Below are 13,937 nucleotides of genomic sequence, written 5' to 3'. Positions count from 1 at the left end.
CTAACCTGCCATTGATAATTGCAAATAATTACCAGTCTTTTTAAGAAGCTGATTTTTTATTATTTTATATAAAAAGATTACATTTATGGGCAATAAAGTATTTTTGATTTGAAAAGGTTGTTGTTGTACTTGAATTTGTAGTTGGTTGGTCTGATACTTAATATCATTAAGTTTCTGAATTATTTTATCCACATCATTTTCTTGTTTTCTTTGAAAACTTAAAGCTAAGAAGTTATCAATGAAATTGATAACTTCTTGTGCTTGAAAGGAATTTTTAAGTTTGGTTATGAGAAGAGGTGAAAGAATTTCCATTCGACGTTCGACTATAATTACTGAAATATTCTTTATAGTGTTGGCTATTTTAATCTGCTTTTCTAGAAAGATGATTAGCAAATCATTAAGAGGAGTAGGCGGAGGAAACAAAATTCTGGAGAAATGATAATGAAAATCATGTTTTAATTTATCATTCTTAGTTTCAAATTGAGTAATATTTTGTTGCAAGCTCGAGATTTGTTTCCAATCTCGCACGGTAAGCATATTGAAAAAACAAAGAGGCAATTTCACAAAATTATATACTTTCTCTTTGTGACGTCGCAGCAGTTGAACAGGAGAACAGCCAAATGTATTTAAAATTGCAGTCTGCGGTAACATAAAATTAGTATATCAACTTCTTGAGCCTTGCCTCAATCATCTTTTTAATAGCTTTTAAATCTTTATTTATTTTGTCAGGGACTGATTGACTATAGCAGTATTATAGAATAACAGTCGTGATTTAGTAAGCTGATTAACCCGTAAATGGATTTCATTTCTATAAGGAAAATCCAGATTAATTAAAAGTGCACACAATTTACCAATATTATGAAATTAAAAACCTAACAAAAGACACCATGATCCTTAGACGGGTTATAGTATCAGAAGAGAAATTAAATTTACAAACTGATGAAACAATTATCCATTATTAAAGAAAAACTTAATTCAAATACCAATGGAATCTTGAAATAGGAAAAGTATTACAGAAAAATCTTCGAGAATTAACTCACCTTGCAGTGAACAGGTAAAAATATCTTTTCAAAACGTTTAGTTTTCTACTGTTAGTAGTTGGCCATGTGTTATTTTAATCGATTAACTCTTAGTTCTTTTTTTTATCTTTATATTGCTAAGACTCGTAACAAGCTTAATCATTTTCAATGGTTATACACAAGTACTAAGCCTACAACTCCAAAAAATTATTGAGAAAAATCTGAATCTGTATAATAATCAGTATCTTAAATTTTTTAGGAAGTAGTTTTCTTTCCTATTATTATAATACAAATTATTTTAATCAAGTTTTTTGTACGGTTAGACTTGCACAAAATGTATGGCTGAATTAGGGAATTTATCTATTCTGTGCTGACAGAGAGATTGAAACGAACATAGAATAAGAGGAAAGAACTATTTTTCTATAAAGACCTTAATGCATAATTAAAATAAGAGTGATTGCTTACCCTCCAGTTGAGATAATACCTGATAAAAAGTCTATCCTCAAGCCTTTCTCGTTTCTTGAGATAAACCTTCCTAAAACTATTGCATAGTCGTCGCTTTCCAAAAGTAGTTCAAATTAGTCTATTAATCATGCAATCAATTTAACGTGTAATTTATTTAGAATCAAAAATAGCGACAGGATTAACTCATAAATCGAATAATTTTCTCTCACCAAAACTGAAAATATATATTCGTTAAGTACATATTTATATTCGTTTTATATTTTATTAGGGGTTTTTGAAAATCTAGCAAATTATGAAATTAACTTAGTGCTTATTTAAGAGATATCTTAACAATATGTACTCAGCTTTTTGAAAACATATGACGTATCTGGATAAATCCCGAACCATAAATAAAAAAGAGCAGCATTATGTTCTATTAGCATGCCTAAGCCATCAAAACATTTATTAGCACCTTGAAGCTTAGCCCATTTTAAAAATGGTACAGCAATTTTGCCATAAGAAAGATCATAACAGTAGGTCTGAGGTCCAATAATAGCAGCTGGAAACTGTGGATACTTACCTTGGTGACCCAAACTAGTAGCATGAATGACAATATCATAAGGCATTGGCTTTAAATCATCATAACCGATGCCTCGAAGCTCACTGCGTGAATAGAAATGTGAAGCTAATTCGCATGCTTTAGAAACTGTGCGATTTACTATGACAATTTTCTGCGGCGAAGTACTTATTAATGATCCTAAAATTCCTTGAGTGGCCCCACCTGCTCCTAGAATTAGAATTGATTTTTGAGCAAGAGCAATATCATGGTTGCGCGTTAAATCTCGTATTAACCCTAAACCATCATAATTAACACCATAAATGCTGCCGTCGTTAAGAAATTGCAAAGCACTCACAGCCTGCGCTTCTTTTGCTTCCCAACTCTGTTTATTCAATAGCTTATAGGCTGCACGTTTGAAAGGTAAAGTGATATTGACTCCTTTGCCTCCTTCTTTTTGAAATTCTTTTAATACCTTAGAAAAATTGTTAAAAGATGTTTTTATTTTTAGATAATGAAATACTTGTTGGGTTTGCTCTCCAAAAGCCTGAAAAATAATAGGTGACAAACTATGATTAATAGGATTGCCAATAATTGCATATTTATCCATTTTTATTTTTCCTAAAAAAATTTATGATGCTCGTATATACGACCTTTGAGATGGAGGATGCCCAGATAAGTAGTCACCGTCCTAAATAATTTCTAAGTCTTAGGCTGTGGAGTATAAGTGTTTCGCATGTGTTTACTAAAATAACGCATTCAGTTGTGATATTTCTTAAAACTAACAAAACTTTAATGTTAGATTATACATGGTGAAAGATTTCTTAGAACCTAAAAATTTGGGGTTAATAAGGTTGCGCAGTTTTAATATGCAAATTAAACTAAGATCAGTAGTCAGTAATAATTAGACTATCATTAATTTTTATCTTCCTGTTTGTACAATTCTTTGTTGTAAGTAGTTTTGTACAACCATCAAAATAATGTTTGTATAAGATGCCAATCGAATTTAAACATACAGTTGATGCTAAAATAAGTAAGATAGATAACCCGACAATTTCGTAATGATTATAAAGTTACACTCTCTCGCGGCTATTCTACCAGTAATACCTAGCGGATATTACTGGTAGATTCCTACTATTATAATCAGACTTGAACGCATCCTTTTAACAGCGGAAAAGCCTGATATCTCTTCAAAAATGAACTATTTGGCCTGTTGTCAACTAACTTAAAAAATGTTGAATTAACTTAAAAAAGACGTAAAAATAGAGAAACTGGGATTATACGCTATTAAGAAGCTGTCCTTTGAATAAAAGGCCTTCGTGTAATGTTATTATAGTGTTTATTAATAGTAGGTGTACTATTTTTTCGAGCGATAATTAAGTTACGGTGGTGTGTTTTGATGCTCTGCTTCTTAAACAACATATCGTCTACCTATTTAATTTATTTTCTTATGATGAATTTAGAAATAGACTGTAGCCGTTTATTTGCTTGTAGCAATTGTACTAGTCCGTGAAATGGTTATTTCAGGTGACTTTCTGATATTAGAAACATAGTGAAAATAGCGTTGGTAGGCTTTTTTATAGTTTGATAATACTGATTAGAATTGTTTTTATTCTTTCAATATTAGCACTGCCGTGAGTTAAACCGAACTCATATTTTTCATCAGCAAGTATCGTTGTTTAGATGGAATTTATACCCCTGATAGCTAATCGATGAGAACTAATAAAATTTTAATGTTATTGTGTTTTGTTAGAAATTTTCTTTAGCTGATTTAAAGAAAACTACGTTATCTTAGAAACTGTAAAGTATCGTCATTAATTTAATCCGAGATGATGGCACGGCCAATCCGTTCTAATAACACAAGGTGCAGGCGCTCATTCATTACTTTTTTATCCCTATACATAGTGATCAATAGAGAATCTTGATCGATCTCTTTAGGTAATTGAGTAGGTAAAGGAACTTTTTGAAGCAGCTCTCGAATACGATTTACTTCATAAGAGCTGATAAGCCCTAAGTAACAAGATAATTCAGCTGCCAATACCAATCCTACTGCTACAGCTTCGCCATGGAGCCAATACCCATAACCTAATAGTTGTTCAATAGCATGACCAAAAGTGTGACCTAAATTCAAGAGAGCGCGTTGACCGGTCTTCTCTTTCTCATCAGCATTAACAATATCGCGCTTGATTTCACAAGCTCGTTTAATAGTAGTTTGCAGATAATTTAAATCTCTTTTTAATAAAGAAGTAATATTTTTTTCAAGATCAATAAAAAATTCCTTATCGTAAATGAGGGCGGCTTTAATAATTTCAGAAATTCCTGCGTTAAATTCACGTTGAGGTAGGGTATTGAGTGTATTCAGATCAACAATTACTGCTTTAGGCTGATAAAATGCTCCAATGAGATTTTTACCATACGGATGATTTACAGCAGTTTTACCACCAATAGAGGCATCAACTTGAGCGAGGAGAGTTGTTGGCAGTTGGATAAAATCCACGCCTCGTTGGTAACATGCTGCAACAAAGCCCGTTAAATCACCTACAATACCACCTCCTAAAGCAATTAAAGTAGTATCTCTATGATGATTACTTGTAATTAGCTTATTTAGAATTTTTTTCCAATGTCTGATATCTTTGAATTGCTCTCCATCGGGTAAGAGAAATTGATCACACTGAAAATCATAAAAAATAATTTTCAGTGATTCAAGATAGAATGGCGCAATTGTTTTATTAGTTACAATCATTATTTGATGACCTTTAATATATTGATAAAGAAGTGTTTTATTCTTTAAAAGATCTATACCAATATAAATTGGATAGCGAGATTCTTTGATGTTAACGAAAAGACAAGTGGTATTCATAAGCGCACTTTATAAATTTTTTAATATCCATCAAAATTCGAATAGCTAGATGATGAGGTTTTAAACTATCCATCGAATAGGTGAAATCTGCAATAGTTTGATACAGAATTTCACGTTCTTTATTGAGTTTCTGAAGTCTTTCTTTTGAATTATGCTTGATAAAGAGAGGGCGAGATTTATCTGTACAGGTGATACGTTTTAATTGTGTCTCTGCGGAGACCGTTAAATAAACGACGATGCCATTTTTAGACAAATGGTGGCGGTTAGCTTCAATTAATACAGCTCCACCTCCCGTGGATAAAATAATATTATTGAGTTTACACAATGAAGAAATTATCTCGGTTTCTCGTCTACGAAATATTTTTTCTCCTTCATGTTCGAAAATCCATGGGATGTTTAAACCAGTACGCTTTTCAATTTCGATATCTGAATCATAAAAACGATTTCCAATTAAATTAGCAAGCTGTTTACCCACACTAGTTTTACCAGATCCCATTGGACCGATAAGATAGATGTTATTGAGTTTTTTATAATGCTGTGTATGTATTATAATCATTTGTGATATTATGGAGACTGATAATTGTTTATGTATGGCTACTAAATAATACATTGATGGCGGTACCAACATTTCAGAAGATAAGAATCCTGCACAAACCCGCTAGATTCCACTGGATTTGAGTTTTCCTTATTGGCACACTCTCCTGTGCATTGCGCCTCAATCGTGTTTGTTTTTCGATTATTAATCATTACCTTAGAGTAAATTGGTTAGGCAGTCCTAAGATTAAGATAATCATCCTTAAAAGAAAAATATTGTTATACTCTACTGAGAATTTCTTTCAAGATAGTGTTTGTTAACATTTAACATTTAATCAAATGTTAAATGTTAACTATAATCAACAGATATGATGGTTTTGCTTCGATGGACCATTGACAACTAAGATATAGAGAAAAGGGACTAACGTCCAATTCAATTAGCGTTGAAAGCAATTTTAGAGGGTATGTACAAGTGGTAGTCCGGGAGCGAATCTTTTTAAGTGACCCTTACTCAAGTATAGAATATCTTAACTCCTTAAATTTCGAATGATTTATACAGTAAAAGTAATAATCATAACAAATAAGCGGTTAACAGGGGGTGAGGGGGACCCGTATCCGTCGTAACTGTCGAGCGGTAAAAGTCATACGTAGTTCTGTAACACACAAGAAAACCTTATATCCAAAATTCAAAAAATTCACGAAGTTTTTTAGTCTTGAAAATTGATAAGAAACTTAGTAATGATTATCTGGGAAAAAATTCTAACTCATTTATAATAGAAACTCTAAAATGGCTTTTAAGCGTCACAATCATGTTTCTAACCTTCATGATTAATACCTGTAATATATTAATTAACTACCTACGAAAAACAACACAGGTGTCATAAACCCTGATAAAAGTTTGTATACTTTCGGTTATACAACGTAGATCGGCATTACGAAAGAAACCTATCATCGATAGTATTTTTCTATTAGTAGTTATTCATAGTAATAAGATTTAAATAATATCCAAATCTCAGTGGGTGTTTTTTCCTGCGGGTATGAAAAAACTAAAAATTTCGTAACAAACGGCAGTTAATGCGTTTTTCTAAAATTAGCGATAAAATGCTTAGAATTAAGCGCTCTATTTTCTTAAAAACAGAAAAAGTTTTCTTTCTCAATTTCTTTAAAAGTGAACAAACTAGCAGAAATGGAGACGAGATTCCTGGGTAATACTCTCCTCTTTAGCGCATAATGCCTAGAGGGCTGCTCTCCAAGTAGTGGATAATCCATAGTGTGTTATGTCTCTTCTTAATAAATAAGCCTCAGAGAATAGTATTTCTCCTCCAATAGTTTTACCAAAAACAGCAAGATCTGATTTGATTTTATATAAATTTTGTTCGCTACCCTTTATCACTCGGAATCTCAATCATTACTTCATTAAAAATTAACAAGCTGCTATAATGAAATTGTGGAGTTCTCTCGATAATTTAAGCAATTCAAAAGCGTTGAGACTAACTAAATTTATATTATCTGTAAATTGGTTTTACGATGACTGTATAATTTCATTAGGAAGCTTTTCGAAAAGCGACAGAATCAAATCTAAGTTATTTAAAGTAACAGTTACAAATTATCTGGAGTAGTTTTTCATTGGCACGTAGGGAAGAACTAGAGTGGCTTTAAAGTAAGAACCTTAAATTAGCTTTTATGAGGAGACCATTGATCATTAGTAACAATCTTCAAATTAATAATTTTGTCCTGACCTATCAACCTCTGTAGCCAATTGAAGTTTTTTCATAAGATAGCTTTGCGTTGGTGCTAAAGTTTTCACCGTACACACCTCTTTTCAGTAAGGGTATAAATTCCTAGATGGCTGAAGTTAATTTCACTTCATTAGCTATAGCTCCTTCCATAATGAATGTAACGATCATTGTTAACATCAAGTAAGTATAGATACTAAGTTTTGATAAATCACAGTTGCTTTTCTCCCAGTAAAAAAACCCTTCACCTCTGCACTAGCAGATTGACATAATCTGGCATATAATTCTGGGTTCTATCAAAAAGTACAGGCAGAGTGGTCGACTATCTTCATCCTCTGAAACTATCCGAAACTAAAGGTGCTTTATTATGCCATATAAAAAATACATGTGCTTATTATGCGGTTTCATCTATGAAGAAGAAAAAGGCTGGCCCGAAGATGGTATTACTCCTGGTACACGATGGGATAACGTGCCTGAAAGTTGGTTTTGTCCTGAGTGTGGCGCGATGAAGTCAGATTTTGAAATGATTGAAATATAGTGCAGAGCGTCTTTATAGATATCTCAACTTTAAATTCTTTATTCTGGTTATATTCTAGTTGTTTATAGAATATTTGAGAAACATAGGGAATAGGTGTGAATATTTGTATTGAAGACAAATTAAATAAAGAAGTATTTTCCGAGTATTTATACAATAAGTTATACAATAATCGATTTGTTAATGGAAAACACACATGCATTCATTTAAAGCAAACACCTTCTTAAATCGCTATTTCAAGTACCGATAGAAATTCAATTTGGTTTGATATAGTTTTATTTATTGTGTTACTAAATTGCCTGTTATAACAATACTGATACTTAACAATAATAATTATGAATCTGCAAATAGGTTTATTTAAAAAATTATGAAAAAAGATTGGAAACTAAGATATATTTGCATTTTCTGTAAACAACATTTCATTTTAATTACTTCTAACCTAAAAGGGCTTTTGCATATTAACAGTAAAAACACAAGTTATTCTAAATCCTAACAATAGGGTCGGGTTGTCTTGTCAGATGTCTCGTTGAACAAATAATAAAACGGTATGAGCGTTGACACAATCATGTTTAAAATCTAAATAAATATTCATATAGTCCGGGATGAAAAATCTACAAAAGTGTATTTGCTCCTAACTTGAAGTACATCTGGAGCATAAGCATGATAGAACTATAATCTAAGAAAAGCACAACTCATAAACTAAAAAATAAACACTGTTATTAAAATGCACCCGGTGCCATTATTATAAAAACAGCTTACATCCCATAACTTTATTAATCGCTTATTATTATACAAAAAAAGTTGCAGTAGATAAAATCTCAATAAGGCAGATAACAAAGATAAGATAAAAAACGAGAATCCAGCGCATGTGCTTATTGTGTAAGAGACAGATCATGAAGAACAAAAATCTAGTCGGGAATTGAAAGAAACATGAGCTAGTTGACGTTAATGTTCAATAGTTAGATAATCTAGCTTATGGCAAATTTAGAACTTCCATTGCAACCTATCTTGATTTTTACTGATGCTGCAGCTCGTAAGGTGAAGGGACTGATTGATGAAGAGAATAACCCTCATCTTAACTTGCGCGTCTTTATTACAGGTGGAGGTTGTTCGGGATTTCAATATGGTTTCACTTTTGATGAAACCATAAATACCGATGATCTGGTTATTGAAAAATCCTTACAAGCAAATCATGAAGTAGAAGATAAAGCAGATAGAGATAATAGCGGTAGTGGTCAGATAAAATTGGTAAGACTATTAGTTGATCCTTTAAGTCTCCAATATCTAAAAGGTGCTGAAATTGATTACCGTGAAGATGTAAGTGGCGCACAATTTGTGATTCGCAATCCAAACGCCGCAACTGTCTGCGGTTGTGGGTCTTCTTTTGCAGCATCACAATAAATACTAGGATGGGAGCAGCAGTCTTTCTTTAACAGGTCAAATAGACATCAAATCGACTACTTTTACCCTCGTAAGATAAGGAGGGATGAGCGTCTGTTAATTTAGGTGCTAATCTCGGACGTTTAACAACAACGCGATGTCTTACCTTCTCTAAAGCTCTTTCTAAGAGCTGTGGTGCGTCTTCGTCTTTTCCAACCACTTGACGCAATACACGCATTTCTTTTTTAACGAGTGCGGATTTTTTTCTAATTGGATACATAGGATCTATATAAATAACATCGTAAGAAGTTTTAAGCGTTGAAAGATAACTTTGTGCTTCTATTTCAATTAACTTTAATTGTAACGAGTTAAACCAATTAGCTGTTGTTCGGGCACGAGCTAAACCTTCTTTTAATAGCGCAGCGATAATAGAATTACGTTCGAGCATAGTTATTTTACACCCGAGGTTAGCAAGTATAAACGCATCACGACCCAGACCTGCTGTTAAATCCAAGACAGTTCGATTAGAATGGCCTTTTAAGCCAATAGCACGAGAGATTAATTGGCCTTTAATGACGCCACCAGTCAGCCGTCGATGCAATGCCCCCTTAAGAAAATCCACGTATACCGGACCTGGCGCTCTAGGATCTGTCAAACGCAGTTCAAGACGAGTAGGTGTAACAGCCAACAAAATACGATAATTTTCGGTGGTAGGCGGCGACACCAATGTCAATTTTAATTCCGCAGCAAGTTTTTCTGCATATTGCTGACGTGATTCATCTAAACAAGTGACAGTAATATTGGTCATTCTAAAAACTCTTAGGAAGTTTCCCACGTATGGTTAAATTATTTTGCAAAAAATCGACAAATTGATCGGCAATATTAATTTTAAATTGAGTCTCTAATTCGCGAATTCCTGTTGGGCTCGTAACATTAATTTCTGTTAAATAATCCCCAATCACGTCAAGACCAACAAACCAGAGGCCTTTTTGACGTAATATAGGAGCTACTTGTTGACATATCCATCGATCGCGATCCGTCAACTCTCGTCCTTCCCATCTAGCTTTTGCTGCTAAATTTCCACGAAAATCACCTTTTGCAGGAATACGCGCTAAGGAGTAAGGAACGGGTTCACCGTTAATTAAGATAATTCGCTTATCACCGTTTTTAATGGCTGTAATAAATTTTTGGGCCATGACGAGCCGTTTTCCGTTGGCTGTCATTATGTCTATGACAACAAGAGAATTAGGATCTCGAGTAGTTAGTCGAAAAATTGATTTGCCTGCCATCTCTCCAAGTGGCTTGATGATAATTTCTTTTTGTTCCTGGAGAAATTTTTGTAATAATTCTTTATGCGACGTAACTAAGGTTCTAGGAGTACATTGAGGAAACCAACTTGCAAACAATTTTTCATTAGCATCACGCAAACTTGCAGGCTTGTTTACTACTAATAACCCCTTTTTTTCAGCTAGTTCCAATAAATAAGTTAAATAGATATAAGACATATTAAAGGGCGGCTCTTTTCGCATAAGAAGAATATCAAGTTTATCTAAGGATTGAATATGCGAATCGTTTAATTCAAACCAAAAAGAGGCATTATCCTTTACTCGAAGGCGACGCATAAAAGCATGAACTTCCCCATTTTGTAAAAAAATATCCGATGCTTCCATATAGTAAAGTTCGTAATTTCGTTTTTGAAACGCCAATAACATTGCAAAGCTTGTGTCTTTATAGACATGAATGCTAGAAATAGGGTTCATAAGGATACCAATTTTAATTTCACTCATTATAATTTACTCTTTATATTAGATAGTGCTAATTCACGAGTTGCTGCTAGTGCAGCAAGGCGTGCGATTACTCCATAAACATAAAAGCAATTCACAGACTCATTGATTTCAAAGGGTGCCTTGCATGGAATGTCAAATACCATGGGAATAAAATTCATTCCTGGAGTATTTAAATTTTCGTTTGGTCCCCGACTTTTATGAATACGATAGAAACCGCCGATTACATGGCGACCAAATAAGTAAACGACAGGTTCAGCTACAGCATTTTCTTCTCCTGCCGTTTCAAAAGAATAAACCCCTTCCTGGACAATCGCTTTAGTAACAGGGATGCCACCTTTCGAGATAGACATCTGCATGCGCTGTTTGCGATTCAGGTGGTATAGGGCTTCCGGATCTTGAATCATCATCACACCCATACCATAGGTGCCAGCATCCGCTTTAATAACTAGGAATGGTTTTTTGGTAATATTATATTGAGTGTATTTTTTTTTAACAGCCTGTAGCATAATTTCAACGCAGTTGACGAGATATTCTTTGCCTTCTTTTTCAAGAAAATTAACTTCTGAGCATTGATTGAAAAGAGTGCTAATTAACCATGGATCAATGTTAATGAGAGATGCAAATTGTTCAGAAACAGTCCCATAAGCCGTGAAATGTCTCGATTTAAGTCGATTGGCCCAGCCAAATTGGAGAGCGGGTATAATTTGTTGGTTGAGGTTTTGAAAAATATCAGGAATATGGCCTGATAGATCATTATTTAATATGACACAAAATGGGAAAAAATCTCTAACGCCTACTTGATCTACTTTACGTTCTAAAGGTTCAATCTTTAGTTTTCGGCCTGAAGGTAGTTGAATTTGAAAATCGGTTAACGAGGAGCTCAATGAACCGATACGCACCTCAAATCCTGCATTTTTAAAAATTTCTAGAAGCATTGCTAGACTTTCAAAATAATAGGTGTTGCGGGAATGATTTTCTGGAATGATGAGAAGACGTGTGACATCTGGGCAAATCTCCGCTATAGTGGCTTGCACAGCTTGGATGTAAAGTGGCATGTAATGCGAATTTAGATTGTTAAAGCCTGCAGGAAAGAGGTTGGTATCTACAGGCGCCAATTTAAATCCTGAATTGCGTAGGTCTATGGAAGTATAAAATGGCGGTGGTGTTTTTAGCCATTGTTCACGAAACCACGTTTCAATATTTATTTGATGTTCGAGAAAACGTTCCTCCAATTGGCACAAATGCAAAGAGCCAGCGAAAGCAGAGGAAAATTGCAATTTGGTCAGGTTGGGAAGCATACATTAATTTCCTATTTGATTTATTTTAAAAGGGAATACCCAGAAAAAGCTCTAAGCTTAGCGATTCTCCCGTTTTACATGTTAATTAATATTTTTTTTATCTTTGATCTTTTTCCTATCGCCACTCTGAGGAACTTACTTGATTTTAACACAGTTAATTGTTCGGTAAGATAATGAATTGGATTGGTAAAATCATTGGTATGCTCTTAGGCTTTTTTTTGACTGGTTCATTAGTGGGCCTCATTGCTGGTTTAATTTTTGGTCATATTATTTTTGATCAAAGTTGGTTTCGCCAGTTATTACAATCAATTTCTTCCTCTCGTTTTTTTCAACCTACAGTGCAAGAAGTGTTTTTTAATACCATTTTCCGTGTAATGGGTTTTATGGCCAAATTGGATGGCCAAGTTTCTGAAAATGAAATTCGTCAAGCTCGTAATATCATGCAGCAGATGAGCTTAGACGATAATATGAAACGAGAAGCCATCCGTTTATTTACGGAGGGCAAACAATCTTATTTCAACCTCGATGTTACTCTCAATCAATTACGAAAAACGTGTTTATTTCAACCTACTTTACTACAGACGTTTTTAGAAATTCAGATTCAAATGGCTTACGCGGATAGACCATGGATTAGCGAATATCAAAAACAAGTATTACAATATATTTTTGAACAGCTTGGGGTAAACAATTTCCAATATCATCAATTTAAGTATTCTTTTCAAACCAAACAAAATGATCAACAATATCAGCAAAAGGCTCAACTAAATCCCCATTTCCATTTAAACGATGCTTATAAAATATTAGGACTTACTATGAGTGCTACTGATTCTGAAATTAAAAAAAACTATCGCCGCTTGATGAGTCAACATCATCCTGATAAATTGATGGCGAAAAAACTTTCACCTGAAATGATAAAAATAGCTACCAAAAAGACTCAACAAATTAAAAATGCTTACGAACAAATTCGAAAATCTCGTGGGATAGTATGAAAATAAAAAATTTATCTCTTCTTTTATTGAGCAGGCTGAGAGAAAATGAAAAGAAGATTTTTTGAAAAAAAAATTATTTCAGCTTCGATTCTATCAGCTGATTTCGCTCGTTTGGGAGAAGAAGTAGCGCGAGTTGTCGAGGCTGGCATTGATTATATTCATTTTGACGTAATGGATCATCATTTTGTACCTAATTTAAGTTTTGGTCCTATAGTATGCGAAGCGTTACGAAAAGCTGGAATTACTGTTCCTATTGATGTTCATCTAATGGTGGAGAAGCCGAATGAATTTATAAAAGCGTTTGCGAATTCTGGTGCTAATTTAGTTACTTTTCATCCTGAAACAACAAAGAATGTAGAAAAAACACTAGAATTAATTGATCAAGCTAGGATGCAAAAAGGTATTGCATTCAATCCAAAGCAATCAGTGTTGTTGGAGCCTTCTATTTTAAAAGAAGTCGATTTAATTTTGATTATGTCTGTTAATCCGGGTCTTGCAGGCCAATCCTTTATGTCAAATAGTATGAAGAAAATCGCATCTACAAAACTCTTATTAGAAAAGTTAAAGAGTAAGGCAATGCTCGGTATCGATGGTGGAATAAAATTAAATAATGTTGCGTCGGTTTCTCAAGCCGGTGCTAATTTTTTTGTCGTAGGTTCCGGATTATTTCATGCCTCTGACTATCTAAAAGAAATTCAAGCTATTCGAAAATTAATTTAGATCCATTAAGTTAGATTCTTATAATCTTATTTCTTATGATCTACCTTTCTTTACTTCTGTAGATATATTGAATAGGAAG

The 13,937-nt window shown here is 33.6% G+C and carries 11 protein-coding genes; 4 read left to right on the top strand and 7 right to left on the bottom strand.

The window, feature by feature from the left end; genetic code table 11:
• From ONG85_RS01120 to ONG85_RS01105, 4 genes are all read right to left on the bottom strand, one after another.
• The gene (locus ONG85_RS01120) at window positions 1–651 is read right to left on the bottom strand and encodes a DUF47 family protein (protein ID WP_264435750.1); all 651 of its coding nucleotides are present in this window, start codon (window positions 649–651) and stop codon (window positions 1–3) included.
• A gap of 1,159 nt (window positions 652–1,810) precedes the next feature.
• On the bottom strand, window positions 1,811–2,629 hold the full coding sequence (aroE, locus tag ONG85_RS01115) for a shikimate dehydrogenase (RefSeq protein ID WP_264435749.1): 819 nt from the start codon (window positions 2,627–2,629) through the stop codon (window positions 1,811–1,813).
• A gap of 1,209 nt (window positions 2,630–3,838) precedes the next feature.
• The gene (aroB, locus tag ONG85_RS01110) at window positions 3,839–4,879 is read right to left on the bottom strand and encodes a 3-dehydroquinate synthase (protein ID WP_264435748.1); all 1,041 of its coding nucleotides are present in this window, start codon (window positions 4,877–4,879) and stop codon (window positions 3,839–3,841) included.
• Complete coding sequence (locus ONG85_RS01105) at window positions 4,854–5,435, bottom strand: shikimate kinase (protein WP_264435747.1); 582 nt, start codon at window positions 5,433–5,435, stop codon at window positions 4,854–4,856. The genes aroB and ONG85_RS01105 overlap by 26 nt, the downstream gene beginning before the upstream one ends.
• Window positions 5,436–7,516: 2,081 nt before the next feature.
• Here ONG85_RS01105 and ONG85_RS01100 point away from each other — a divergent pair.
• Together ONG85_RS01100 and erpA are read left to right on the top strand one after the other, a co-directional pair.
• The gene (locus ONG85_RS01100) at window positions 7,517–7,687 is read left to right on the top strand and encodes a rubredoxin (RefSeq protein WP_264435746.1); all 171 of its coding nucleotides are present in this window, start codon (window positions 7,517–7,519) and stop codon (window positions 7,685–7,687) included.
• Between the two features lie 972 nt (window positions 7,688–8,659).
• A complete protein-coding gene (gene erpA, locus ONG85_RS01095; protein ID WP_264435745.1) occupies window positions 8,660–9,085 on the top strand; it encodes an iron-sulfur cluster insertion protein ErpA in 426 nt (141 codons plus the stop codon).
• 28 nt (window positions 9,086–9,113) lie between these two features.
• On the opposite strand, the gene ONG85_RS01090 is transcribed toward erpA, so the two are convergent.
• From ONG85_RS01090 to gshA, 3 genes are read right to left on the bottom strand one after another with little or no spacing between them, the layout of a single operon-like run.
• Window positions 9,114–9,872, bottom strand: a complete 759-nt coding sequence (locus ONG85_RS01090) for a class I SAM-dependent methyltransferase (protein WP_264435744.1) — start codon at window positions 9,870–9,872, stop codon at window positions 9,114–9,116.
• Between the two features lies 1 nt (window position 9,873).
• Window positions 9,874–10,851, bottom strand: a complete 978-nt coding sequence (gene gshB, locus ONG85_RS01085) for a glutathione synthase (RefSeq protein ID WP_264435743.1) — start codon at window positions 10,849–10,851, stop codon at window positions 9,874–9,876.
• The gene (gshA, locus tag ONG85_RS01080) at window positions 10,851–12,149 is read right to left on the bottom strand and encodes a glutamate--cysteine ligase (RefSeq protein WP_264435742.1); all 1,299 of its coding nucleotides are present in this window, start codon (window positions 12,147–12,149) and stop codon (window positions 10,851–10,853) included. Before gshA ends, gshB begins: the two co-directional genes overlap by 1 nt.
• 173 nt (window positions 12,150–12,322) lie before the next feature.
• Here gshA and djlA point away from each other — a divergent pair, with 173 nt between their 5' ends.
• Both djlA and rpe read left to right on the top strand, forming a co-directional pair.
• Window positions 12,323–13,138 carry a co-chaperone DjlA gene (gene djlA / locus ONG85_RS01075; protein ID WP_264435741.1) on the top strand — a complete coding sequence of 272 codons (816 nt, stop codon included), beginning with the start codon at window positions 12,323–12,325 and terminating at the stop codon, window positions 13,136–13,138.
• Window positions 13,139–13,183: 45 nt separating this feature from the next.
• Window positions 13,184–13,858 carry a ribulose-phosphate 3-epimerase gene (gene rpe / locus ONG85_RS01070; protein WP_264435740.1) on the top strand — a complete coding sequence of 225 codons (675 nt, stop codon included), beginning with the start codon at window positions 13,184–13,186 and terminating at the stop codon, window positions 13,856–13,858.
• Window positions 13,859–13,937 lie beyond the last annotated feature (79 nt).

Origin of the sequence: Coxiella endosymbiont of Dermacentor marginatus, assembly GCF_907164955.1 — a bacterium.
In the GTDB taxonomy this organism is placed as follows: domain Bacteria; phylum Pseudomonadota; class Gammaproteobacteria; order Coxiellales; family Coxiellaceae; genus Coxiella.
Note: the sequence above shows the minus strand (reverse complement) of the source record. Positions and strands in the feature narration are given on the sequence as shown.